General features: G+C 38.5%; 22 protein-coding genes, 20 tRNA genes, 2 rRNA genes and 4 riboswitches (1 of these 48 only partly in view). Of the genes, 2 read left to right on the top strand and 42 right to left on the bottom strand.

Translation table 11 applies throughout. From position 1 onward, the window contains the following. Positions 1–11 precede the first annotated feature (11 nt). From kdpDN to tenA, 18 genes are all read right to left on the bottom strand, one after another. Complete coding sequence (kdpDN, locus tag BTOYO_RS17280) at positions 12–1,166, bottom strand: KdpD-like non-kinase potassium sensor (RefSeq protein WP_002038036.1); 1,155 nt, start codon at positions 1,164–1,166, stop codon at positions 12–14. 56 nt (positions 1,167–1,222) lie between these two features. Continuing rightward, positions 1,223–1,804, bottom strand: coding sequence for a K(+)-transporting ATPase subunit C (gene kdpC, locus BTOYO_RS17275; protein ID WP_001085548.1), 582 nt, complete (start codon positions 1,802–1,804; stop codon positions 1,223–1,225). 16 nt (positions 1,805–1,820) lie between these two features. Beyond that, positions 1,821–3,911, bottom strand: a complete 2,091-nt coding sequence (gene kdpB / locus BTOYO_RS17270) for a potassium-transporting ATPase subunit KdpB (RefSeq protein WP_001247984.1) — start codon at positions 3,909–3,911, stop codon at positions 1,821–1,823. A 13-nt stretch (positions 3,912–3,924) separates the two neighbouring features. Beyond that, on the bottom strand, positions 3,925–5,592 hold the full coding sequence (gene kdpA / locus BTOYO_RS17265; protein WP_000638325.1) for a potassium-transporting ATPase subunit KdpA: 1,668 nt from the start codon (positions 5,590–5,592) through the stop codon (positions 3,925–3,927). Positions 5,593–5,611: 19 nt separating this feature from the next. Beyond that, entirely contained in the window at positions 5,612–5,692 is an 81-nt protein-coding gene (gene kdpF, locus BTOYO_RS17260; RefSeq protein ID WP_000972378.1) for a K(+)-transporting ATPase subunit F, read from the bottom strand. Further along, entirely contained in the window at positions 5,689–5,793 is a 105-nt protein-coding gene (locus BTOYO_RS17255) for a SipW-dependent-type signal peptide-containing protein (RefSeq protein ID WP_000887889.1), read from the bottom strand. The genes kdpF and BTOYO_RS17255 overlap by 4 nt, the downstream gene beginning before the upstream one ends. A 98-nt stretch (positions 5,794–5,891) precedes the next feature. Beyond that, positions 5,892–6,037: riboswitch (cyclic di-AMP (ydaO/yuaA leader) on the bottom strand. A gap of 262 nt (positions 6,038–6,299) precedes the next feature. Continuing rightward, the gene (locus BTOYO_RS17250) at positions 6,300–6,533 is read right to left on the bottom strand and encodes a hypothetical protein (protein WP_002038038.1); all 234 of its coding nucleotides are present in this window, start codon (positions 6,531–6,533) and stop codon (positions 6,300–6,302) included. 13 nt (positions 6,534–6,546) lie between these two features. Beyond that, entirely contained in the window at positions 6,547–6,933 is a 387-nt protein-coding gene (locus BTOYO_RS17245; protein WP_000424095.1) for a hypothetical protein, read from the bottom strand. A 93-nt stretch (positions 6,934–7,026) separates the two neighbouring features. Then, positions 7,027–7,175, bottom strand: a riboswitch (cyclic di-AMP (ydaO/yuaA leader). Positions 7,176–7,264: 89 nt separating this feature from the next. Beyond that, positions 7,265–8,071 (bottom strand): bifunctional hydroxymethylpyrimidine kinase/phosphomethylpyrimidine kinase, encoded by an 807-nt coding sequence (gene thiD / locus BTOYO_RS17240; protein ID WP_000453550.1) that lies wholly within the window; start codon positions 8,069–8,071, stop codon positions 7,265–7,267. A gap of 15 nt (positions 8,072–8,086) precedes the next feature. Further along, complete coding sequence (gene thiF, locus BTOYO_RS17235; protein WP_001065429.1) at positions 8,087–9,106, bottom strand: thiazole biosynthesis adenylyltransferase ThiF; 1,020 nt, start codon at positions 9,104–9,106, stop codon at positions 8,087–8,089. Then, on the bottom strand, positions 9,099–9,869 hold the full coding sequence (gene thiG / locus BTOYO_RS17230; protein ID WP_000932006.1) for a thiazole synthase: 771 nt from the start codon (positions 9,867–9,869) through the stop codon (positions 9,099–9,101). Before thiG ends, thiF begins: the two co-directional genes overlap by 8 nt. A gap of 2 nt (positions 9,870–9,871) precedes the next feature. Continuing rightward, positions 9,872–10,075 carry a sulfur carrier protein ThiS gene (gene thiS / locus BTOYO_RS17225; RefSeq protein ID WP_001049505.1) on the bottom strand — a complete coding sequence of 68 codons (204 nt, stop codon included), beginning with the start codon at positions 10,073–10,075 and terminating at the stop codon, positions 9,872–9,874. Between the two features lie 15 nt (positions 10,076–10,090). Next, on the bottom strand, positions 10,091–11,200 hold the full coding sequence (thiO, locus tag BTOYO_RS17220) for a glycine oxidase ThiO (RefSeq protein ID WP_000333292.1): 1,110 nt from the start codon (positions 11,198–11,200) through the stop codon (positions 10,091–10,093). After that, complete coding sequence (gene tenI / locus BTOYO_RS17215) at positions 11,193–11,813, bottom strand: thiazole tautomerase TenI (RefSeq protein WP_000787173.1); 621 nt, start codon at positions 11,811–11,813, stop codon at positions 11,193–11,195. Before tenI ends, thiO begins: the two co-directional genes overlap by 8 nt. Positions 11,814–11,823: 10 nt before the next feature. After that, a complete protein-coding gene (locus BTOYO_RS17210; RefSeq protein WP_000670423.1) occupies positions 11,824–12,825 on the bottom strand; it encodes an ABC transporter substrate-binding protein in 1,002 nt (333 codons plus the stop codon). Next, a complete protein-coding gene (locus tag BTOYO_RS17205) occupies positions 12,822–13,574 on the bottom strand; it encodes an ABC transporter permease (protein WP_002038041.1) in 753 nt (250 codons plus the stop codon). Before BTOYO_RS17205 ends, BTOYO_RS17210 begins: the two co-directional genes overlap by 4 nt. Next, complete coding sequence (locus BTOYO_RS17200; protein ID WP_001256787.1) at positions 13,574–14,323, bottom strand: ABC transporter ATP-binding protein; 750 nt, start codon at positions 14,321–14,323, stop codon at positions 13,574–13,576. The genes BTOYO_RS17205 and BTOYO_RS17200 overlap by 1 nt, the downstream gene beginning before the upstream one ends. Beyond that, a complete protein-coding gene (tenA, locus tag BTOYO_RS17195; protein WP_000666918.1) occupies positions 14,292–14,987 on the bottom strand; it encodes a thiaminase II in 696 nt (231 codons plus the stop codon). Before tenA ends, BTOYO_RS17200 begins: the two co-directional genes overlap by 32 nt. Positions 14,988–15,070: 83 nt before the next feature. Further along, positions 15,071–15,174, bottom strand: a riboswitch (TPP riboswitch). Positions 15,175–15,234: 60 nt separating this feature from the next. Beyond that, positions 15,235–15,347: riboswitch (TPP riboswitch) on the bottom strand. Between the two features lie 274 nt (positions 15,348–15,621). Here tenA and BTOYO_RS17190 point away from each other — a divergent pair. Both BTOYO_RS17190 and BTOYO_RS17185 read left to right on the top strand, forming a co-directional pair. After that, the gene (locus BTOYO_RS17190; RefSeq protein WP_001056043.1) at positions 15,622–16,782 is read left to right on the top strand and encodes an SH3 domain-containing protein; all 1,161 of its coding nucleotides are present in this window, start codon (positions 15,622–15,624) and stop codon (positions 16,780–16,782) included. Between the two features lie 5 nt (positions 16,783–16,787). Further along, positions 16,788–17,120 (top strand): hypothetical protein, encoded by a 333-nt coding sequence (locus BTOYO_RS17185; protein ID WP_001137815.1) that lies wholly within the window; start codon positions 16,788–16,790, stop codon positions 17,118–17,120. Between the two features lie 240 nt (positions 17,121–17,360). On the opposite strand, the gene BTOYO_RS17180 is transcribed toward BTOYO_RS17185, so the two are convergent. From BTOYO_RS17180 to BTOYO_RS17065, 24 genes are all read right to left on the bottom strand, one after another. Beyond that, the gene (locus tag BTOYO_RS17180; protein ID WP_001203042.1) at positions 17,361–18,512 is read right to left on the bottom strand and encodes a DUF3965 domain-containing protein; all 1,152 of its coding nucleotides are present in this window, start codon (positions 18,510–18,512) and stop codon (positions 17,361–17,363) included. A gap of 476 nt (positions 18,513–18,988) precedes the next feature. Next, positions 18,989–19,408, bottom strand: a complete 420-nt coding sequence (locus BTOYO_RS17175) for a CBS domain-containing protein (protein ID WP_000195540.1) — start codon at positions 19,406–19,408, stop codon at positions 18,989–18,991. Positions 19,409–19,540: 132 nt separating this feature from the next. Then, positions 19,541–19,612: transfer RNA gene (locus tag BTOYO_RS17170), tRNA-Glu, on the bottom strand. Position 19,613: 1 nt separating this feature from the next. Further along, positions 19,614–19,688 (bottom strand) — tRNA-Asn (locus BTOYO_RS17165). Between the two features lie 9 nt (positions 19,689–19,697). Continuing rightward, a tRNA-Ile gene (locus BTOYO_RS17160) sits at positions 19,698–19,774 on the bottom strand. Between the two features lie 10 nt (positions 19,775–19,784). Further along, a tRNA-Trp gene (locus tag BTOYO_RS17155) sits at positions 19,785–19,855 on the bottom strand. Between the two features lie 6 nt (positions 19,856–19,861). Next, positions 19,862–19,934, bottom strand: a tRNA-Thr gene (locus BTOYO_RS17150). A 10-nt stretch (positions 19,935–19,944) separates the two neighbouring features. Continuing rightward, positions 19,945–20,020 (bottom strand) — tRNA-Phe (locus tag BTOYO_RS17145). A gap of 8 nt (positions 20,021–20,028) precedes the next feature. After that, positions 20,029–20,104, bottom strand: a tRNA-Asp gene (locus BTOYO_RS17140). A gap of 3 nt (positions 20,105–20,107) precedes the next feature. Beyond that, positions 20,108–20,184: transfer RNA gene (locus BTOYO_RS17135), tRNA-Met, on the bottom strand. Positions 20,185–20,204: 20 nt separating this feature from the next. Then, positions 20,205–20,297 (bottom strand) — tRNA-Ser (locus tag BTOYO_RS17130). Positions 20,298–20,353: 56 nt separating this feature from the next. Continuing rightward, a tRNA-Ser gene (locus BTOYO_RS17125) sits at positions 20,354–20,446 on the bottom strand. Positions 20,447–20,466: 20 nt separating this feature from the next. Further along, positions 20,467–20,539, bottom strand: a tRNA-Ala gene (locus BTOYO_RS17120). Positions 20,540–20,554: 15 nt separating this feature from the next. Beyond that, a tRNA-Pro gene (locus BTOYO_RS17115) sits at positions 20,555–20,628 on the bottom strand. A gap of 10 nt (positions 20,629–20,638) precedes the next feature. Next, a tRNA-Arg gene (locus BTOYO_RS17110) sits at positions 20,639–20,712 on the bottom strand. Positions 20,713–20,715: 3 nt separating this feature from the next. Then, positions 20,716–20,804 (bottom strand) — tRNA-Leu (locus tag BTOYO_RS17105). Positions 20,805–20,820: 16 nt separating this feature from the next. After that, a tRNA-Gly gene (locus BTOYO_RS17100) sits at positions 20,821–20,895 on the bottom strand. A 30-nt stretch (positions 20,896–20,925) separates the two neighbouring features. Next, positions 20,926–21,006: transfer RNA gene (locus BTOYO_RS17095), tRNA-Leu, on the bottom strand. 15 nt (positions 21,007–21,021) lie between these two features. Continuing rightward, positions 21,022–21,097: transfer RNA gene (locus BTOYO_RS17090), tRNA-Lys, on the bottom strand. Positions 21,098–21,101: 4 nt separating this feature from the next. Then, positions 21,102–21,176, bottom strand: a tRNA-Gln gene (locus BTOYO_RS17085). Between the two features lie 12 nt (positions 21,177–21,188). Continuing rightward, positions 21,189–21,272 (bottom strand) — tRNA-Tyr (locus tag BTOYO_RS17080). Positions 21,273–21,280: 8 nt separating this feature from the next. Beyond that, a tRNA-Val gene (locus BTOYO_RS17075) sits at positions 21,281–21,356 on the bottom strand. A gap of 4 nt (positions 21,357–21,360) precedes the next feature. Continuing rightward, a 5S ribosomal RNA gene (gene rrf, locus BTOYO_RS17070) occupies positions 21,361–21,476 on the bottom strand. Between the two features lie 101 nt (positions 21,477–21,577). Next, a 23S ribosomal RNA gene (locus BTOYO_RS17065) occupies positions 21,578–22,840 on the bottom strand (it continues 1,659 nt past the right edge of the window).

The raw sequence follows: 22,840 nt of genomic DNA, 5'->3' as shown, positions 1-22,840 counted from the left end.
GTGGGCTCTATTTAAGCTCTTTGATCCGCAACAATATGAATATCAATATACTTTGTTTGTCTCATAATTTCATTTACAATAGAACCTTTTCGTATTTCTTCCCACCTTGTTCTTGCAGATTGTCCGAGTAAAACTTGTGTTACTTGTAGTCTCTGGGCAACTTCGATAATAACATCAGCTGGTTTTCTTCCTTTTGCTTCTTCTAATACAAAACTCGCATCAAATTGATTGGTTAACGATTTCCACTCTTCAATCGTCTGCTTTTTTCCAGCTGAAATAGAATCTATATTTTCCCTCTCAACGTTTAATACGTACAATTCAGCATTTAACCGATCAGCCATGCGCCATCCCCGTCTTATTAATTTCTCCGCTGTTGAACTGTATTGTACACAAACGAGAATTTTTTCTTTTACGCCAATTGGTTCTATTACTGTTTGGCTAATTTTCTCGTCCATATCATCAGCAACTTCTCGAAGTGATAATTCCCTAAGTGCCCCTAGATTATTAAGCGTAAAGAAATTTTGTAAGCTCTGCTGAATTTTTTCTTCCTTATATATCTTTCCATCTATTAATCTCTTCCTTAATACCTCAGGCGTTGCATCAACGAGCTGAATTTCATTTGCTTTTTGTAAAATAAAATCTGGAATACGTTCCCGTACTTTTACATTCGTAATTTGAGCTACAATGTCATGAACGCTTTCTAAATGTTGAATATTAAACGCAGATAATACAGATATACCGGCATCTAACAATTCTTGCACATCCATGTAACGCTTCTTATTTTTAGACCCAGGAATGTTACTATGTGCAAGTTCATCCACTACAACTACTTGCGGGCCACGCTTTATAATTCCTTCTACATCAAGTTCATAAAATACTTTTCCTTTATACTCTATTTCTTTTAAAGGAACTTTTTCTAAATCAGCAATTGCTTCTTCCGTCTCTTTTCTACCATGTGTTTCAATTAAACCAATTACAATATCAATGCCGTCTTTTTTCATCTCTCGTGCATCAAAAAGCATTTTATAACTTTTCCCTACGCCTGGGGCAGCCCCTACGTATAGCTTTAATTTTCCACGATTTTGTTGACGAATGTATTCTAAATATTCCTCTGGCGTTCGCCTTTGAAACGTCGGTTTATAATCATCCGCATACAAAACACTCACAACCCTTCTTGCGAAACAACACTACCTCAATCCGTTAGATTGAGGTAGTACTGTTACTATTTCATTAATTTCTGTAATTCTAAGTTTAACTTTAAGACGTTTACGCGATCTTCTCCAAATAAACCGAGGGCAGCACCTTCTGTTTGTTCCTTAATCAATTGATTTAACTTTTCTTTCGGAATATTCGTTAATTTAGAGATGCGATCTACCTGCACAGACACTGCCTTTGGACTAATGTCAGGATCAAGCCCTGAACCTGAATTCGTCACTAAGTCTATCGGTACTTCTGTAACTGGAACGGTTGGATTTTGTTTCTTCCAGTCTTCCATACTTTTCTCTACTCGTTTCTCTAAATCTGGATTAGACGGTGCATAGTTATTTGAACCAGATGCTTCTGCTTTATATTCTATACTAGAGACACGTCCATGAAAATAACGTGGATCTGTGAAATTTTGACCGATTAACTTCGAACCAACTATTTCATCCTTATCATTATATATAAGACTTCCATCCGCATTATCCTTCATTACCGCTTGTGCAATACCAGTTACAATAAGCGGGTATACGAGGCCGCACAAAACTAAAAATGTAAAAGTAATACGAATAATTGGTGATAGTATACTTTGTTTCTTCGCCATCTTTTTCCCCTCTTCCTTATATGAACAAGCCGACAATCATATCAATTACCTTAATTCCAATGAACGGAACGATAACCCCGCCAAGCCCGTAAATGAGTAAGTTTCTGCTAAGCAATGCATTAGAGCTCATCGGTTTATATGCGATTCCTTTCATCGCTAATGGAATAAGTAATGGAATAATAACAGCGTTAAATATTAATGCTGATAAAATTGCTGACAGTGGTGACGTTAATTTCATAATGTTCAATGCTTCCATTTGCGGAATCGCAAGTGTGAACATCGCTGGAATAATTGCAAAATATTTTGCTATATCATTCGCAATACTAAACGTTGTTAACGCCCCGCGCGTCATTAACAATTGCTTACCAATTCCTACAACCTCAATAATTTTCGTTGGATTCGAGTCTAGATCAATCATGTTCGCCGCTTCTTTCGCTGCTGTCGTACCACTATTCATCGCTAATCCAACGTCGGCTTGCGCTAACGCCGGCGCATCATTTGTACCATCACCTGTCATCGCTACAAGCTTCCCTTTATCTTGCTCTGCTTTAATAACTGCAATTTTATCTTCTGGTTTACACTCGGCAACGAATTCATCTACACCTGCTTCTTTTGCAATTGTTGCTGCTGTTAATGGGTTATCCCCTGTACACATAACCGTTTTAATCCCCATCTGACGTAATTGTTCAAAACGCTCACGCATACCAGGTTTTACCGTATCCTTTAAATAAATTAAACCGTAAATACGATCATCTACTGCCACTACAAGTGGTGTTCCACCCTCTTTTGAAATGAAATCTGCTTTTTGATTCACATCTTTTGGAATCTTTCCACCTTGTGATCGAACCCATTCAATCACGCTACCTACAGCACCTTTTCTCACTTTCGTTCCGTCCTGTAAATCGACACCACTCATTCTTGTTTCTGCTTTAAACGGAACGAACTCCCCTTGTTCTGCAAGTTCTCGATTATATGATATAGATTTCGTTTGCACATATTCTATAACAGATCGGCCTTCTGGTGTTTCATCTAAAACAGAACTAATAGCAGCCCACTTTCCAACTTGCTCAATCGTTTCATTTCCTACTGGAAGCAGTGTATGTGCCATTCGGTTCCCGAAAGTAATCGTACCTGTTTTATCTAAAATAATTGTATTAATATCGCCCGCAGCTTCTACTGCTTTCCCTGACATCGCTAACACGTTAAATTTTGTCACCCGGTCCATCCCAGCTATACCAATTGCCGATAATAACCCACCAATTGTCGTTGGAATTAAACAAACTAACAATGCTACAAGTACAGCTGTATCAATTTGAAACCCTAAATAATTCGTGAAAATTGGCAACGTCACAACAACGATTAAGAAAATAAGCGTTAAACTCGTTAATACTGTATTTAAAGCAATCTCATTCGGCGTTTTTTGACGAGCAGCCCCTTCTACTAATGAAATCATTTTATCAATAAATGATTCTCCAGGATTACTTGTAATAACAATTGTAATCTCATCACTTACGACCATCGTTCCGCCTGTTACGGAACAAAAATCGCCACCCGCTTCCTTTATAACAGGGGCTGATTCTCCTGTTATTGCAGATTCATCGACAGACGCTAACCCTTTTATTACTTCACCATCATTTGGAATCATTTCCCCTTGTTTTACGATAACAACGTCACCTTTTCTCAGATCAGTTGCTGAAACTTGAACAATGTCTCCATTTTCTTTTACGACATTTGCAAACACATCTTTCTTCGATTGTTTTAAAGAATCGGCTTGCGCTTTACCACGGCCTTCAGCTAACGCTTCTGCAAAGTTAGCAAATAAAACTGTAAATAATAGAATGAGAGAAACTGTTATATTAAACCATCCTGGTACACTACTAGAACTGCTTGGGAGAAAAGATAAAATGAACGTAATGATAAACCCAATTTCCACAATGAACATAATCGGATTCTTTATCATTACTTTCGGATTCAATTTCGCAAAGGATTGTTTCATCGCATGCGTCACGATATCACGATCCAACGTTTTCGCTTGTCTAACTTCATCTTCTACAGCATGTATTTGTGAATCGTTCAATTGTTTTTCTTTTACTACTACCGGTCTCATTATTTACCCTCCATTACTTCAATGTAAGAAATTCTGCAATTGGGCCAAGTACTAACATCGGGAAAAATGTTAATGCACCAACAATTACAATCGTTCCAATAAAGATTCCTCCAAATAAACCATTATCCGTACGGAACGTTCCGACTGTTTCTGGTACTACCGTCTTCTCTTTCAATGAAGCTGCTACAGCTAGCATCGTAATTAAACTGAAATAGCGTCCTAAAAACATAACTAAACCAGTCGTAATATTCCAAAACGGTGTATTATCTGCTAATCCTTCAAATCCAGATCCATTATTCGCAGCTGACGATGTGTATTCATATACAACTTGCGTTAAACCGTGAAAACCGGAATGAGAAATCGCATCCGTTCCTAAACTTGTTGAAAGAGCTAATGCAGAAAATCCTAAGATAAGTAATGGATGAAATAGAATCGTTACTGCAATTAATTTCATTTCCTTACCTTCAATCTTTTTACCTAAAAACTCTGGTGTTCTTCCGACCATTAATCCAGATATAAAGACTGCAATAATTGCATACATAATAATATTAATAAAGCCCGCTCCAACACCGCCGTATACTGTATTCAACATCATATTTACGAGTGGAACTAAACCGCCAATTGGCGTTAACGTATCATGCATCGTATTAACGGCCCCTGTTTCAGCAGCTGTCGTTACTGTTGCGTATAGTGAAGAGAATACTGTTCCAAATCGTACTTCTTTCCCTTCTGTACTTCCTTGTACATGTTCGATACCCATTCCATTTAATGCCGGATTCCCGTTTAGTTCAGATGTCGTAATCGTTATAAATCCTAGTAAAAACACCATGAATAGTGAAACGAAAAGGATACGCCCTTGTTTTTTATTTCCTACCATTCGTCCGTACGTAAATGGAAGTGCTGTTGGTAATAACATCATAAGCATCATTTGCAAAATATTACTCATTTGTCCTGGATTTTCAAAAGGATGTGTAGAGTTTGCCCCGAAAAATCCACCGCCGTTATTCCCAAGTTCCTTAATAGAAACGAATGATGCAACAGGCCCTCGTAAAATACTTTGTTTTGCTCCATCAATCGTTTGTGCTGTAACCGCCCCATCTAACGTTTGTGGTACACCAAGTGCGACAAAGACTAACGCTGCAATAAATGCGATAGGAAGAAACACTCTCGTTAACGCCCTCGTAAAATCAACGAAAAAGTTGCCAAGTTCTTTTCCAGCAAGTCCTCTTATAAAAGCCATAACAATCGCTAACGTCGTTGCTGGTGCCGCAAACATTAAAAATGTAATCCCGATTAATTGTGATAAATAAGATAAACCATTTTCACCGCTGTAATGTTGTAAGTTTGTATCAGCCATAAAACTAATCGCTGTATTAAAAGCGAGCGTAGGCTCCATCCCTTCAATATGCGCTGGATTTAATGGCAATACACCTTGTAATCTAAAAATGAAATATACAACGACAATCATAAATCCGTTGAGTAGAACTAATGATAATGCATACTGTTTCCACGTTTGATTGTATCCTTTTACACCTGTAATTTTAAAAATAAGTTTCTCAAAAGGCCCGAATACTTTATCTAGCATTTTGCTACCTTGAAAGGCTTTCTCTAAATAAATCCCCGTTGGCTTTGCTACTAAAATAAACAAGAGCATTGTAATAATGACTGCAACCCAAATCATAATGAATGATTCCCCCTAATTAAAACTTTTCTGGATTTAATAATGCGTATACTAAGTACACCGTAATCGCTGCAACAATAACCGATAAGGCAATCATCATGATTGCTTCCCTTCTTTCACAACTTTATCTGACCAACTTGCAAGACTTGCCATCGATGCTACTAATACAACAAAAATTCCGATCATCACAACATCTAACATAACAATCCCTCACTTTAAATGTTAAAATTTACCATTAAAATATTAAAAAAGAACACTGAGCTCTACTCAGTATTCAAAAAATGAACAACAAAAAGTAAACCTCCTCTCTAAACGCTTACGAGGTTAGCTGTCGGATTCGGGCCTAAAGAGTAGCCCTACTTTCAAAACTGAAAGATTCACCCCAAGTGACGATGCACAAAATTGGTTCCCCCGCTCCATTTCTGGAACTCAGCGATTTTAGGTTTTTTTTGGAAATTTGATAAATGATTTATGAGAGTAAATATACTCCTCTATATTTCACTTGTAAAGAGGTAAATTACTTAAAATAAGAAAATATTACGCTATTTAAACGCTTACATTACGTATTATTAATATTCTTTCATCTGTTTTCTTGTCTTTTCTTTCTTTTTCATAGAAATGACCTTTTATATATAAAAAAAAGAGCGAATGTATATAAGCACCCCACTTAGGCACACTTAACATTCGCTCTCGTTTTCATTCAGAATTTATTTACCACATAAAAAAGCACGTAAATTTCTCCCACGGATATAAACTTGTGATAATTCTGCATGTAACTGCTCATATTCAATAATATCCGCCTCTAAATACAAAGCATCTTTTGATGGTAATAAAATATATGGCCCTGGAAAAATAGGATCAATCTGTGCCAATTCTTGAACCCTCTCGATCGATACCGCCCAACGATTTGCTATATCTCCAAATAGTAGTACCTTCATCATTTCTTCCCCCGCCCTATTCAAAAAATAAAAACGAAATATTATCACAGTTCGTAAACACGACAAATTTAGCTCCAATTGTTTCATAGAGCCGCGCTGGATATCGTTTATTCCTTGTAACAACAGTAATAGGCGCTTGAAAAGAAAAACGAATGTGTTCTGTGAAGAAACTAACTGTTGGAAGCTCATCCCCTAGTAAAATCACCTTCTTAATTCGTGTGCACATACTAGTAAAATCTTTCTCCTTATTACAGCTATAAGCTGATTCAAACCCATAATCTCTAACTTCAGCCGCTATCTCTTCATTGGCTGTAAAAATAATTAACTCATGCTGAAATGCTACTAGCTCTCTTAAACTCTTTACCTTGTTTTTTTCTCCAACACAAATAAGTGTTAGTTCCATGTACCTCATCCTCCTTAGCATAAAAGAATTCAAACGTAGATTGATATTCCCCTATACTAATCGGATCGATGAAGTGATGTATCCATCATGGCACCGTCCTCTCTCAAAACGCTTACGAAGTTAGCTGTCGGATTCGGGCTTTGAGAGTAGCCCTACTTTCAAAACTGAAAGATTCACCCCAAGTGACGATGCACAAAATTGGTTCCTCCGCTCCATATATTTGGACTCAGCGTATTACAAAAAATGTATTCTGGCTGATATATTACTCTTGTATTTTGAAAAAGTAAACAAAAAAAGCCAGTTGTAAAACTGGCCTTTTCATTCTTCATGCTTATGCTTTATTCAATTTATACGCAAAATGATTCGTTGGTCCATGACCACTACCAATATTCAATGGCTCTTCAATTGCTATACTAATAAATCGTTTTGCCTCTTGAACTGCTTCGTCCATTGAGTATCCTTTCGCAAGTCCAGCTGTAACTGCTGAAGCAAATGTACAGCCACTTCCGTGCGTTTGTTTCGAAGGAATTCGTTCACTTCTAAATTCAATAAACTCTTCTCCATCAAAGAGTAAATCAATTACTTCATTACCTTGATATTCCGCATGTCCGCCCTTCATAAGCACATATTTAGCACCTAATTCGTGCAATACTTTCGCAGCTTTCTTACTATCTTCTATATTATGAATCTCCATCCCAGTTAACACTTCAGCTTCTGGAACATTCGGTGTAATAACTGTTGCTACTGGTAATAAATATTCCTTTAATGCTTGAACTGCTTCTTGCTGTAATAATGATGCTCCGCCCTTTGCAATCATAACAGGATCTAGCACAATATTATTCCAACCAAATTTCTTAATCTGTTCTGCCACAATTTGAATAATTTCACTACTAAATAACATTCCTAGTTTCACTGCATCTGGTGTTAAATCCGTACCAATTGAATTCAGCTGTTCCGTAATACCTTCTAATGGAACAGGATATACCCCTTGAACGCCAAGCGTATTTTGAGCAGTAATTGCCGTAATTGCCGTCATCCCATACACACCAAGCTCTTGGAATGTTTTTAAATCCGCTTGAATACCAGCACCACCGCCGCTATCAGATCCTGCAATTGTTAAAGCTTTATTCACTTCCATCTCACTCATCCTTTTCTATCCAAAATAGCGATGATAAATCGTCTTTGCTTCGCTTATATCTTTCGTTCCATGTACAAGTACACGGCCATCTTTGAAGGCAACTAACCTCTTTTCTTCAACAGAGAAAGATAGTAAATATGGATTTACATTTAAATCATTCACACGGCCTTCTAGTAGCTGTTTATATTGTTCAAAATCCATTTCTTCTTTATGAGGTGGTCTAATTTGAACTGTATTTCTCCCGCATAAAACTGCTGTTTTCGATGTATTCTCTTTATTTAAATACGGATATAATGCATTCTCTCCGCACGAAGGACAATTATGTTTGCGAAGTTTTTGCACATTCATACATGAATACTCATTCTTCCACATATCAAACGATACAAGTCCATCTCGAAGTGATTTATAATCTTCTACTAACAGTTTAAGAGCTTCTGTTACTTGATGAGAAACGACAAGAGATACAGCAGGTGATATAATACCCGCTGTATCACATGTCGCCCCGCCAAGCGGAATCGATTGTAATAAACATGATAAACATGGTGTTTTACTAGGAAGAATTGTGTAAGAAAGACCGTAACTGCCTACACATGCACCATAAATCCATGGAATAGAATATTTTTGTGCTATATCATTCACAATAAAACGTGTTTCAAAATTATCAGTCGCATCAATCATTACATCAACGTTTGTAACAAGTTCTTCTAGCTCCTCAGCTGTTACATCTTGAACGAGGGCCTCTATTGTTACATCACTATTAATCTCTTCTAAACGCTTTTTAGCCGCTATAGCCTTCGGAAGATTATTTTTCACGTCGCTCTCTGCATACAATTGTTGTCTTTGTAAATTACTCCAATCGACATAATCACGGTCAACAATTGTTATCTTCCCAACACCAGCTCTTACAAACATTTCTGCATTTGCACTACCAAGTGCGCCTGCGCCGATAATAAGCACATGCTTTTCTCTTATCTTTTGCTGTCCTTCTTCCCCAATTGGAGAAAATAGTTCTTGGCGAGAATATCGATTATTCAACTACACTCATTCCTTCTAAAGGACTGCTTGCAGTTGCACAACGTTTACGTGCAATACGCCCCGCTTCAAAGCCTATGCGACCTGCCTCAATACCTAACTTCATTGCGTATGCCATCTTAATAGGATCTTTTGCTCCTGATACAGCCGTATTTAATAACACACCATCTGCTCCTAATTCCATCGCAAACGCTGCATCAGCTGGGCTACCAATACCTGCATCAACGATAACCGGTACTGTCGCTTGTTCAATAATGAAGCTTAAATTTAACGGATTTACAATACCAAGCCCTGAACCGATTGGTGATGCTCCTGGCATAATTGCATGCACACCTAGTTCTTGTAATTTACGTGCTAATACAACATCATCAGATGTGTACGGAAGTACGATAAACCCTTCTTCTAGTAACATTTCAGATGCCTTTAACGTTTCTACTGGATCAGGTAACAACGTTCTATCATCACCAATAACTTCAACTTTGATCATGTCACAAAGCCCTGAAGCTTTTGCTAATTTTGCAATACGAACAGCTTCTTCAGCATTTTTTGCTCCAGCTGTATTTGGTAATAACGTATATTTTTTCACATCAAGCTTCTCTAATAAATTAAGTTGCTTTGCATCAAATATATCCATACGACGTACTGCAAACGTTAAAATTTCAGCTTCAGAAGCGTCAATTGCTTTTTGCTGTACGTCAAAATCAGGGAATTTCCCTGTTCCTAATAAAAGTCTAGACTGAAATGACAATGGTCCAATGTTTAACATAATCAACCGCCTCCTACGAAAGTTACAATCTCAATTTGGTCTCCATCAAAAACAGATGTATCTGTATGATCATCTTTTTGTAAAATATCTTTATTACGCTCTACTACAACAATTCTGTTATCTAACTCTAAATGTGTAAGTAACTCAGCTACTGTTTTTACACTCTCTGGTACTTCAATTTGGTTACCATTAATTTTTAAATTCAAACTTCCATCCCCTTTCTAAACCGTTTTAGAAAGCAATGAATCTAGCAAGTGATTCTCCTGCTTTCCTTCTATTAAATCCGCCATATATTGACCAGAAACAGGGCTTAATAAAATGCCGTTTCGATAATGGCCCGTACAAGCATATAAACCTTTTATTTCTTCATGTTCTCCCATATAAGGAGCTTCGTGATTCGATTGTGGTCTTAATCCTGCCCATGCGCTTTCCCACTCTGCTTCTTTTAAAGCTGGCAATATTGTATAAGCACGCTCTAATATAGAAGTAATGCTTTCCGGTTGTACAGTTTTATTAAACGTATGCGGCTTCATCGTTGCTCCAATTACGTAACGTCCGCCGCGCTTTGGAGCAATATAAAATCTTTCTTGGAAAATAGGTGCCTTTAAAAGTGGTTTTCTACTTCTTACCGCTACTACTTCTCCTTTAACTGGATATGTACCCCATTCGCGGTGAAAATGACCTAGTAACTTCGTGCTCCATGAGCCACCGGCAATCACCACTTTTTCGCATGTGATTATACCTTCGCTCGTAACAATACCAGTCACTTTATTATTTTCAATACGAATATCAAACACTTCTGTCTGTTCATATATATCCGCACCGGAAATTGATGCAGAATGCGCGAATGCTTTCGTAAGCTCTGGTGCAATAACGTGACCATCTTTCGGATAATATACCGCTCCTATAATGGATTCGGATAGAAATGGCTCTTTTTCCCGTAAATGGTCTCCCGTTAGAAAATATGAATCTTCACCTGTTTTCTGTTGCCAATCCATAATGTGAAGAATTCTTTCCTTCTCATCTTCGTTTTGTGCAATACGATATATCCCTTTCTCCTCATATCCAATATCAATACCCGTCTTTTCACGTAAAACTGTTGCAAGTTGTGGAAATATAGCTCGGCTTTCTCTAGCAAGTTCAAATAGCGGGTCATACGCATCCCATTCTGCTTGAACACCAAGCAGGCCAGCAGCTACTTTAGAAGCTTCTGATGCAATTTTTTGCTTCTCTATAATTGCTACTTTATGTCCTCTTTCTGCTAGAAAATGTGCAACTGAGCTACCAATTACACCACCGCCAATAATCGCTACATCATACTTCTCACACATGTTTTTCCGCCCACTTTCTTATTGATTCCTTATAAGATTTCGCTTTGCTATATGGGTTACTACTACTTACAATTCCGGACATAACTGCTATACCGCTTACACCGTTAGTAAGAACATCTACTGTGTTTTCTGGGGTAATTCCTCCAATCGCTGTAATCGGTATAGATAAACAGCTTGCAATGTCTGAAATTTCTTCAAGTCCTCTCGCTGGCACACCTTTTTTACAATCTGTCGGAAATACATGACCATAAACGAGTGAATCCGCTCCATTTTTAAATGCTACTATCGCTTCCTCTAACGAGTGTACTGAATAACCGACATGCAAATAAGAAAACTTTTCTTTCACTAACCTTACATCTGCGCTTCGGTATCCTAGTTGAACACGCGGAATGTTTAATAAAATGGCGATATCAATTCGATCATTTATAACAAGCTTAGATGCTGGAAAGCCTTTTTTCAAAAGACTTTCCACCCCTTTATATAATTCCTTCGTACTTTTCTCACGCTCACGAATATGCAAATAATCAATCTCACTCTCAATTTGCATCGCTACATTCACTAACTCTTCGAATGGCATATGGCCATTTGAGATTACATGGAGCTCATTTTTCATATTCATTCGCCTACTTTAAAATGTTTTCGAATAATTCATCGGCAGGAACAATTTCTTTCGTCATTCCTTTGTCTTTCAACCATTTGTTTTGTTTCTCCCATGACTCTTTTGAATCTGATAAAAATGGCTCATCTTTCGTTTCCATCTTCTCTAATAAAATTTTCATGCTTTCTTTTTCAACTTCTGGTACAAGCGGGAAGTTTTCTTTTTCTTGATGATCTAATAAAATATTTAATGCTTCATCAGGGCTTTTCTTCATAAAGTCATACCCTTTTTTTGCCCCACGTAAAAAGGCTTGCAATGCTTCTTTATCTTTTTTCAACGTTTTATCACCTGTTACGAAAACAAGTTCATGATAATTCGGCACACCATATTCTGCTGGATTAAAGTACGCTGGTTCATGGCCTTCATGACGCATAACAGGTACTTCATGGTTAATGTATGCTCCTGTTACAGCATCCACTTTTTTCGTAATTAACGCTGGTACTAAATCAAAGCCAACATCAACTACTTTCACCGTATCAGGATTACCACCAGCTTCTTTTATCATTGTTTTTAAATATGCTTCACTTAAAGGAGTTCCAGAATATCCTACTGTTTTTCCTTCTAAATCTTTCGGTAATTGAATACCTGCTGATTTCAGCGATACGACATGATTTAACGGTGAACGTACGACAGCTCCAATTGATTTCACTGGAATTTGTTCATTTGCTCTGGCCATAACAACATCTGGCTGATAATACAAACCAACTGTCACTTTCCCTGCTGCAGCTAAAGTTAATGGATCAGTTGGATTAGAAGGGAATTTTATATTTACCTTTATTCCTTCTTCTTTAAAGTAGCCTTTTTCAATTGCTGCATAAATAAAGCTATGTACCGCATTTGGGTACCAATCGAGCATAACCGTTATTTCTTTCTCTTTTTTACTTTTATCTGATGCTGAATTACTCGAACATCCTGCAATCATTGCAACTAATAATGTAAACACAAAGATGCGTTTTAAAAATTTCATGAATGCTTCCTCCAACTAATGAATTTCTTTTCTAATATGGAAATAAGTATGACGAAGAAAATAGCTAATAATGATAACAATACAATGGGTGCAAATACACCAGCTCCATCTAACTGTGTCATCATTCTCTTACTGAAATAACCAAGCCCAGCTTGTGCACCGAGCCATTCACCGATTGCTGCCCCAATTACACTAAGCGGAACTGCAATTTTTAAAGCTGAAAAAAAATAAGGAAGAGCAGACGGTAACTTTAACTTAAGAAAAACATCTTTCTTCGTTGCTCCATATGTAACTAAGAGCTCCTCCCATTCTTTTTTCGTACTACGCAGTCCGTCATACGTATTGACCGCAATAGGGAAAAACGTAATTAAAACTGTAACAACAACCTTACTCCAGAGGGTATATCCAAACCATAAAACGAAAAGCGGAGCAAGCGCTGTAATAGGAATCGTTTGTGAGGCAACTAATAATGGATAAAATGCCCTTTCCATCCATGTACTCGCATTCATTAACATCGCTAGCCCTACACCTAATACGATAGAAATAACAACACCTATTAAAACGACGTATAACGTTGCCGGTAAATGAACCGTAAATAATATGTCTTTTAGTTCCCATATCTTCATTACAATTGCTGACGGTGACGGTAAAATGTACATTTCATCTACAATTCTTGCTCCTATTTCCCACATAACGAGTAAAATGCTAGAAAGTGTAATGGCAGGAACTAATTCTTTCAATCGGTTCATCATACGAGTACCTGCCTTTGTAACATACTAAGAAGCTCATCTTTCAGCGCTAACACATCCGGTTTATATAAATCTTTTCGTGTTCTGTTATGATCAAGCGGCACAATCCGTTCAGTCAAAGTAGTTATCGGCTGCTGTTCCACCACTAAAATTCGATTCGAAAGAAACAACGCTTCTTCCACATCATGAGTGATAAATAAAATTGTTTTTTCCCACTCTTTCCATTGTTCAAACAACCATTCTTGCAAAGATGCCTTCGTTAAAGCGTCCAATGCGCTAAACGGTTCATCTAGCAATAATATCTCTCCGCCTGTTAATAATGTTCGGATAAAAGATACGCGCTGCCTCATACCGCCAGATAAATCTTTCGGGTATTTTCCCTCGTATCCTTGTAAACCAAATTTATGTAACAGTTCCTTTGCCTTTACTTGTGCTTCTTTCTTCTGTACACCCTGACATTCTAGTGGCAAAGCAGCATTCTCAATAATTGTTCTCCACGGCAGGAGCATATCTTTTTGAGGCATATACCCTACAGGATGACTTTTTGTTTCTGTCAGCTCTATCCGTCCAGTACTAACTTCTTCTAAGCCTGTAATAAGGCGAAATAGAGTACTTTTCCCGCAGCCACTTGGCCCAATAATGCTTACAAACTCTTTCTCTTGTATAGAAGTATTTAATTCATCGATGATTGGCTTCTCATCATAATGAAAAGAAACATTATGAAACTGTAGTATGTTCTTGCTCCTCAAATCCCCACATCTCCTTACGATAGGACATATCCCAGAATAAATATTCAAATCGACTGGAATATAAGAAAATCTCCTCTAATCTTTCTAGCTCTCGCTCTGACTTTCCAATTGCCATTTCATCTAATAAATCTATTAACCAAATACAAAGGTTACCGTATTCTTCAGAACTATATCCTTGAATCCACTCACCAAAGAACTCATGATCTCTCGCTCCAGGAATATCATTTAAACGCTTTCCAATTTCCCAATAACTCCACATACATGGAAGAAGTGCTGCTATTAATTCCGCAAGTGTGCCATTTTGAGATACAGACATCATGTAATTTGTATAAGCTAAATTTTTAGCAGATGGTTTTGCTGATTCTATCTCCTCTATAGAAATTCCAAGCCTTTTTGCATACTGTTTATGGATCGTCATTTCTCCATTTAATATTCCATCAATTTGTTCAGCAAATTTTCCCATTACTTGTGGATTCGTTGCCTTTACAACACCGATGGCATATAGCTTTGCATAATCTAACAAATATAAATAATCTTGAATAATGTAATACTGAAACTTATCTTTTTCTAACGTGCCATCCCCCATCCCTACTACAAATGGATGATTATGACTCATCTCCCAAACTGGTTGTACAGTTTCTAACAATCTATTACAAAATTTCATTTCTATTTCCCCCTTCAATATATGTATCTAAATAAAAAACCACTTCTATAATCAGAAGTGGTTACAACAAATAAAATTATAGTTTATTCGTTGTTCCACTTCCCTTCGCTAGTATTACCTAGATCAGGTGTTGTAAGGGTTAAGGATTATTCCTCTCTCAGCACGAAAAGCACCCCTAGTGGTTTCAATATAAAATTTTCAAATAAAAAAGCCCCGTTTCTATACGCAAAGAAACGGGGACTCATCATTAGTGTCCGAATTGCTTCCCTACGCTAGCATAATCTAGATCAGGTAATGAAAAGGATCAAAGACTTAAGGTCTTACTCTCAGCTGGCAACACCAGCTCTCCTAGCAAACTATAAAATTATCACTGTCAGTATAACACCCTAATAAGACATCATCAACTGTTTTAATTTTCTCAATTGTCAACGAAATTACAGAGTTATATAATAATTATTATTCTATTTCGTAAAATAAAATACCAATTAATTCCACAAAAAGGAATCATTATCCTGAAAAAATTTATTTTTATATTGATTTCATATTACATTTATGTGAATACACCCACTATATTATATCTTTATACTATAATAAAATTACAACTAACTATACAACTAGAGGAGGTCTCTATTATATGAATATGAAAGCTACAGCTCTAACAGCAACTACTGTCGCAATCGCCTCATTACTTCCTTCTATGGGCGAAACAAATGTACAAAAAGCAAACGCTGAACAATTATCTAATGTCAAAACTGGATATGTCAAAGTCGATCAAGTAGCCTTACATAAAGAAGATAATACAAATAGCACATCCCTTGATACAATTCGCTTTAATACGAAAGTTAACATACTTAAAACAACGAAGGATTGGTATAAAGTATCTGTTAATAATAAAGTAGGCTATGTACAAAAAGATGCTATTCTGCAAAAAAACAAACTTCAATCTACTAATCAATACATCGTCAATGCTAATGCATTGAACGTTCGCTCTGAACCTAATTTAGAATCTTCCATTTTAGATGTATTACCAAATGGTAAGTTCGTGACTATTCAAGGAGAACAAGGCGAATGGTATAAAATTTCACATAACGGTCAAACAGGTTATGTACAAAAAGCATTCGTATCTAATGGTTCGCAGCCCTTAGTAAAAGGAATCACAGTTCAAAATGATACGAAATATACTGTTGCAACACCTAAATTAAATGTACGTAGCAATGCTAGCACAAATGGTACTCTACTTGGTTCTTTACAAAACGGTACACAGATACAAGTAGTAGAAACAGTAGGAACTTGGTATAAAATTCGTTTTGGCACAGGATACGGGTATGTGGCCAAACACTATGTGGTACAAAATCAACAGCAATCACAAGCTCAAACAGCTCAATCTTCAGCTATTCCAGCAGTTTTCAAATTCCCTACTCAAGGAAAAATCAGCTCAACCTTTGATATACGCTGGGAACAAATGCATTATGGAATAGATATTGCAGCACAAGGTAACGTCTCCATTCAAGCTGCCGCTGCAGGTAAAGTTATTAAATCATATTATTCAGCTAGTTATGGCAATGTAGTGTTCATCGCCCATCAAATAAACGGGAAATTATATACAACAGTTTATGCTCATATGAAAGATCGCACTGTACAAGCTGGTGATCAAATACAAACTGGACAATTACTAGGTCATATGGGTAACACAGGTCATTCATACGGACAACACCTCCATTTCGAATTACATAATGGAGAATGGAATTTTGAAAAAACAAATGCAGTAAATCCACTGCCGTATTTAGTTAGGTAAATTGTATGCCACGCAATATACCTCTCTTCATTGAATACTTAGCCTTTTTAGGTTTAATCTGTTGTTTAATAATTTACAATACAAACACTGTATTTTTATCTATTATCATTGCTTTTGTTGCTCTAGAAATTATGATGGAGTCATTTCAAGTGCGACTAAAGCAAAAAGTTGCCCATGTTTATAATGCTATTTTTCTATTAAGTGCCCTTATAACAAATGTTATTAGTAATGGCTTTTATTTATCTACTATAATTCCCGTATTCTTTATGGCTGTTTTATTATTCATAGCTAGATACATTAATGTCCCTAATAATAAAAAACATGAACAAGAAGCTTAGAAAGAGGAGACACTGTGTACCAATCTTTCAAAGATAACACAATGAAATATATATTGAATTTATACGGAAAACTAAATACTTTTTTTGGTATACAAGGAAGTTATACTGCACAACTTCTCCTATATGGAATGCTATTTCTCATCTTAATCACTTTCTCCTTGTTTTACTAACAAAAAAGGATCTCACATAACATTGAGATCCTTTTTAATTTATATTAATTTTTCATATGTAAAATACTGTTTAGCCACAAGCATATTTTTCATAAATAAAACTAAGATTATATTTTTTCTCTAAACCCATTCTTTGTTCATCGTCACACCAATAGAAAAGAATATCATGAATCGTCGCATAACGCTTATTTTTAAGAAATAGTTTAAAGAATGATGGTAAACAATCATGTAATTGTATAAATATATAATTGCGTAGTATTTCCTCTTTATATTCAATGCCCTTACAAATATACAGTAATTCTTCACAATAATATGCATGCTGTGGAACTTGAATCATTTCGAAAAATGGCACGTATGATAATAACTTTCCGATAAAATGGTTATATCGATCCATTATACCTATTGTCATATGTTCCATCATTTCTTTCATCACATATAAATAATCATCTACATGAGTTGTCTTTAGTGGATCTAATCGATCTGAAATTTGAGAAAGTACAGCTCTTTGACAAGCTAAAACTACTTGACTAGGTCCATAATATGATAGAAAATCTGTACACTTACGATACTTTCGCAACAAGTCATGTCTATATAAATCATACACAAAAGTATTACAATACATCGCTAGACTCATCATATCACTATTCAGCTGCTCTTTTGACTGTGCTTTAGCCCTCTTACACATATAGAAGAATGTAAACTCTAATATTTCTTTTTGAGATAATAGATGTTTACAATTTGTTATACATTTCTCATTAAATTTAACTCTATCCCAAATTTCTACATCCCCATCTGTTAATTCCCCGACACGATATTTAATAACTAAATAGTTTAAAGCAACTGCTTGTGTCAAAAGATCCCATGTTTCATATTCCAATGAAGTTTGGACAAATTCAGCTAGCCCTTGTGTTACCATAAAAGTATTTGCCTCTTCATACCAACCAATCTCTTGACATAAACGAAGAATACGTACTAAGGTTGGAATTTCATCTTTATGAAACTGTGGTAAATTCTTTACTCTATTCATTCCATAAACGATAACTGCTGCTAAATTTTCTTCTTTATAAAATTCTTTTTCTTTCCATGCTAATATAGTTCGCTCTTTTCCTTCACCTTTTGGGTGACAAGGTACAAGTAAAGATAATAATTCAGCAAAATTATTTGGTTCTATATATGTATCTGTAACCAAATTCCAATTTGGATCGCCCTGTACAGCCCTCATATAATTCCCCTTCCCTTTTTATCCCGCTATTTGCCGGGCAGTAAGACGCCCACCTCAAAATCCAGTGAATGCGAGGAAGTTAGGTGGGAAATAAAACTGCCCGTAAAAGCCCGATTGGTTCAACGAATAATCGTTGGAGGATGGACAACCCCCCCAATAATTAAAGTTTCACTTTATCTACGTAGGAAATATTAATTGATTATTACAACACTAAAAATAAATATTGTTATATTCAAAACCTATCATAATACTTATATCTATCAGTATATCACTTTTTCTCTTATTTAAAATTAGGAATGAAAAATTTAAATAAACTGTCGAAAACCTTAACTATGTACTTATTATATAATGTCTCAGATACATCACGCTAATATATTAGTTTAATCCACATATACTAGAATAATGTATCTGATTTTTATCCATCATTTATCCCACTATTTGTGGACAATAACACTTTCACTAATTAAAGTTTAACTTTATTCCGTACGTTCCGAGATTTCACTTAAAGCGAACCCAGCTTGATCATCTGCCGCTTCTCTTATAGCTAAATCACCTAATGCTAGCATCCCGACAAGTTGACCGCCCTCAACTACTGGCAATCGTCTAATTTGATACTGTGCCATTAATTCTGTAGCTTTTTCAATAGAATCATCTGGAGAAACCGAAACAATGTTTGTCGTCATTACATTTGTAATTTTATTAGACCCAGGATGTTTTTCAGCAATCCCTCGAACAACTAAATCTCGATCAGTAACAAGCCCAACGACTTGTTCATTTTCAAGAACAGGAATCAATCCAACTGATTCTTCCTTCATTTTTACAGCAGCCTCATATACATTATCTAACGGTGTACAATGTACAATATGAGTACTCATAAAGTCTCTAACTTGCGTCATTTTTTATCTCCTCCTTTTAATACATACCATAGTTTTTCCTAAATCCCTTTATTTATTTGAGGAAAATAAGATGATAAAAAAGAGGATTATACACAATAAAAAAGAGCCAGCATATTGCTGACTCTTTCTTTATGACCCGTACGGGATTCGAACCCGTGTTACCGCCGTGAAAGGGCGGTGTCTTAACCACTTGACCAACGGGCCATGGCTCCGCAGGTAGGACTCGAACCTACGACCGATCGGTTAACAGCCGATAGCTCTACCACTGAGCTACTGCGGAATAAATATATGGTGGGCCTAAATGGACTCGAACCATCGACCTCACGCTTATCAGGCGTGCGCTCTAACCAGCTGAGCTATAGGCCCATATACTTTACAGGGGCAGTAGGAATCGAACCCACACTGGAGGTTTTGGAGACCTCAGTTCTACCTTTAAACTATGCCCCTAAATGATGCCGGCTAGAGGACTTGAACCCCCAACCTACTGATTACAAGTCAGTTGCTCTACCAATTGAGCTAAGCCGGCATAAAAAAAATGGTGGCTCGGGACGGAATCGAACCGCCGACACGAGGATTTTCAGTCCTCTGCTCTACCGACTGAGCTACCGAGCCAACATAAATGGCGGTCCCGACCGGGGTCGAACCGGCGATCTCCTGCGTGACAGGCAGGCATGTTAACCACTACACCACGGGACCATTTGGTTGCGGGGACAGGATTTGAACCTGCGACCTTCGGGTTATGAGCCCGACGAGCTACCGTACTGCTCCACCCCGCGACAATATAATATTTTAAAAATGGAGGAGGTAGAGGGATTCGAACCCCCGCGCGACTCTCGCCGCCTGTCGGTTTTCAAGACCGATCCCTTCAGCCGAACTTGGGTATACCTCCATGAAGGAAAATAAATATTTTATTATTATATGTAGCTAAACCATTTCAAAAGAAAATGGAGGAGGTAGAGGGATTCGAACCCCCGCGCGATTCTCACCGCCTGTCGGTTTTCAAGACCGATCCCTTCAGCCGAACTTGGGTATACCTCCGAGACATATAATAAATAAAGTGGAGCCTAGCGGGATCGAACCGCTGACCTCCTGCGTGCAAGGCAGGCGCTCTCCCAGCTGAGCTAAGGCCCCATGTTTTTGGGAAAATCGGGAAGACAGGATTTGAACCTGCGACCCCCTGGTCCCAAACCAGGTGCTCTACCAAGCTGAGCCACTTCCCGTTAATAAAAGCGCGCCCGAGAGGAGTCGAACCCCTAACCTCTTGATCCGTAGTCAAACGCTCTATCCAATTGAGCTACGGGCGCATATGGTGCCGAGGGCGGGGGTCGAACCCGCACGGTGGTCACCCACCGCAGGATTTTAAGTCCTGTGCGTCTGCCTGTTCCGCCACCCCGGCATGTCATATTGAAAATTGGAGCGGAAGACGGGATTCGAACCCGCGACCCCAACCTTGGCAAGGTTGTATTCTACCACTGAACTACTTCCGCAAGACATGTTATGAGATATTTTATTAAAAGTGCGGGTGAAGGGAGTCGAACCCCCACGCCAAAGGCGCTAGATCCTAAGTCTAGTGCGTCTGCCAATTCCGCCACACCCGCATATTTTATTGAAAATGGTGAGCCATGAAGGATTCGAACCTTCGACCCTCTGATTAAAAGTCAGATGCTCTACCAACTGAGCTAATGGCTCTTAATGGCTGGGCTAGCTGGATTCGAACCAGCGCATGACGGAGTCAAAGTCCGTTGCCTTACCGCTTGGCTATAGCCCAATAATTAAGAAATGGTGGAGGGGGGCAGATTCGAACTGCCGAACCCGAAGGAGCGGATTTACAGTCCGCCGCGTTTAGCCACTTCGCTACCCCTCCGACATAAATGGTGGAGGATGACGGGATCGAACCGCCGACCCCCTGCTTGTAAGGCAGGTGCTCTCCCAGCTGAGCTAATCCTCCATTTGCCTGGCAACGTCCTACTCTCACAGGGACAAGGTCCCAACTACCATCGGCGCTAGAGAGCTTAACTTCCGTGTTCGGTATGGGAACGGGTGTGACCTCTCTGCCATCATTACCAGACTATATTCATTTAAGACAAGAATCATTTTAACTTATTCAACTTTTAAAGTCAATAAGTTTTTTATATTCTTTCAAAACTAGATAACATTGCTTCATATTATATGGTTAAGTCCTCGATCTATTAGTATTCGTCAGCTCCACATGTCACCATGCTTCCACCTCGAACCTATCAACCTGATCATCTTTCAGGGATCTTACTAGCTTACGCTATGGGAAATCTCATCTTGAGGGGGGCTTCATGCTTAGATGCTTTCAGCACTTATCCCTTCCGCACATAGCTACCCAGCTATGCCCTTGGCAGAACAACTGGTACACCAGCGGTGCGTCCATCCCGGTCCTCTCGTACTAAGGACAGCTCCTCTCAAATTTCCTACGCCCACGACGGATAGGGACCGAACTGTCTCACGACGTTCTGAACCCAGCTCGCGTACCGCTTTAATGGGCGAACAGCCCAACCCTTGGGACCGACTACAGCCCCAGGATGCGATGAGCCGACATCGAGGTGCCAAACCTCCCCGTCGATGTGGACTCTTGGGGGAGATAAGCCTGTTATCCCCGGGGTAGCTTTTATCCGTTGAGCGATGGCCCTTCCATGCGGAACCACCGGATCACTAAGCCCGACTTTCGTCCCTGCTCGACTTGTAGGTCTCGCAGTCAAGCTCCCTTATGCCTTTGCACTCTACGAATGATTTCCAACCATTCTGAGGGAACCTTTGGGCGCCTCCGTTACACTTTAGGAGGCGACCGCCCCAGTCAAACTGCCCACCTGACACTGTCTCCCGGGTCGATAAGACCCGTAGGTTAGAATTTCAATACAGTCAGGGCGGTATCCCACCAGCGCCTCCACCGAAGCTAGCGCTCCGGTTTCAATGGCTCCCGCCTATCCTGTACAAACTGTACCAAAATTCAATATCAGGCTACAGTAAAGCTCCACGGGGTCTTTCCGTCCTGTCGCGGGTAACCTGCATCTTCACAGGTACTATAATTTCACCGAGTCTCTGGTTGAGACAGTGCCCAAATCGTTACACCTTTCGTGCGGGTCGGAACTTACCCGACAAGGAATTTCGCTACCTTAGGACCGTTATAGTTACGGCCGCCGTTTACTGGGGCTTCAGTTCAGAGCTTCGCTTACGCTAACCCCTCTCCTTAACCTTCCAGCACCGGGCAGGTGTCAGCCCCTATACTTCGCCTTACGGCTTCGCAGAGACCTGTGTTTTTGCTAAACAGTCGCTTGGGCCTATTCACTGCGGCTTTCCGTTAAGAAAGCACCCCTTCTCCCGAAGTTACGGGGTCATTTTGCCGAGTTCCTTAACCAGAGTTCTCTCGCACACCTTAGGATTCTCTCCTCGCCTACCTGTGTCGGT

Source organism: Bacillus toyonensis BCT-7112 (genome assembly GCF_000496285.1).
GTDB classification, from domain to species: Bacteria; Bacillota; Bacilli; order Bacillales; family Bacillaceae_G; genus Bacillus_A; species Bacillus_A toyonensis.
The sequence above is the reverse complement of the archived record's forward strand: the minus strand, read 5'-3'. Positions and strand labels throughout refer to the sequence as shown.

Coding starts and splice junctions, on each gene's coding strand:
- kdpC (WP_001085548.1), bottom strand. CDS start 1,804: ATGGCGAAGAAACAAAGTATACTATCACCAATTATTCGTATTACTTTT.
- kdpB (WP_001247984.1), bottom strand. CDS start 3,911: ATGAGACCGGTAGTAGTAAAAGAAAAACAATTGAACGATTCACAAATA.
- kdpA (WP_000638325.1), bottom strand. CDS start 5,592: ATGATTTGGGTTGCAGTCATTATTACAATGCTCTTGTTTATTTTAGTA.
- kdpF (WP_000972378.1), bottom strand. CDS start 5,692: ATGATGATTGCCTTATCGGTTATTGTTGCAGCGATTACGGTGTACTTA.
- BTOYO_RS17255 (WP_000887889.1), bottom strand. CDS start 5,793: ATGTTAGATGTTGTGATGATCGGAATTTTTGTTGTATTAGTAGCATCG.
- BTOYO_RS17250 (WP_002038038.1), bottom strand. CDS start 6,533: ATGATGAAGGTACTACTATTTGGAGATATAGCAAATCGTTGGGCGGTA.
- BTOYO_RS17245 (WP_000424095.1), bottom strand. CDS start 6,933: ATGGAACTAACACTTATTTGTGTTGGAGAAAAAAACAAGGTAAAGAGT.
- thiD (WP_000453550.1), bottom strand. CDS start 8,071: ATGGAAGTGAATAAAGCTTTAACAATTGCAGGATCTGATAGCGGCGGT.
- thiG (WP_000932006.1), bottom strand. CDS start 9,869: ATGTTAAACATTGGACCATTGTCATTTCAGTCTAGACTTTTATTAGGA.
- thiO (WP_000333292.1), bottom strand. CDS start 11,200: ATGTGTGAGAAGTATGATGTAGCGATTATTGGCGGTGGTGTAATTGGT.
- tenI (WP_000787173.1), bottom strand. CDS start 11,813: ATGAAAAATGAGCTCCATGTAATCTCAAATGGCCATATGCCATTCGAA.
- BTOYO_RS17210 (WP_000670423.1), bottom strand. CDS start 12,825: ATGAAATTTTTAAAACGCATCTTTGTGTTTACATTATTAGTTGCAATG.
- BTOYO_RS17205 (WP_002038041.1), bottom strand. CDS start 13,574: ATGAACCGATTGAAAGAATTAGTTCCTGCCATTACACTTTCTAGCATT.
- tenA (WP_000666918.1), bottom strand. CDS start 14,987: ATGAAATTTTGTAATAGATTGTTAGAAACTGTACAACCAGTTTGGGAG.
- BTOYO_RS17190 (WP_001056043.1), top strand. CDS start 15,622: ATGAATATGAAAGCTACAGCTCTAACAGCAACTACTGTCGCAATCGCC.
- BTOYO_RS17185 (WP_001137815.1), top strand. CDS start 16,788: ATGCCACGCAATATACCTCTCTTCATTGAATACTTAGCCTTTTTAGGT.
- BTOYO_RS17180 (WP_001203042.1), bottom strand. CDS start 18,512: ATGAGGGCTGTACAGGGCGATCCAAATTGGAATTTGGTTACAGATACA.
- BTOYO_RS17175 (WP_000195540.1), bottom strand. CDS start 19,408: ATGACGCAAGTTAGAGACTTTATGAGTACTCATATTGTACATTGTACA.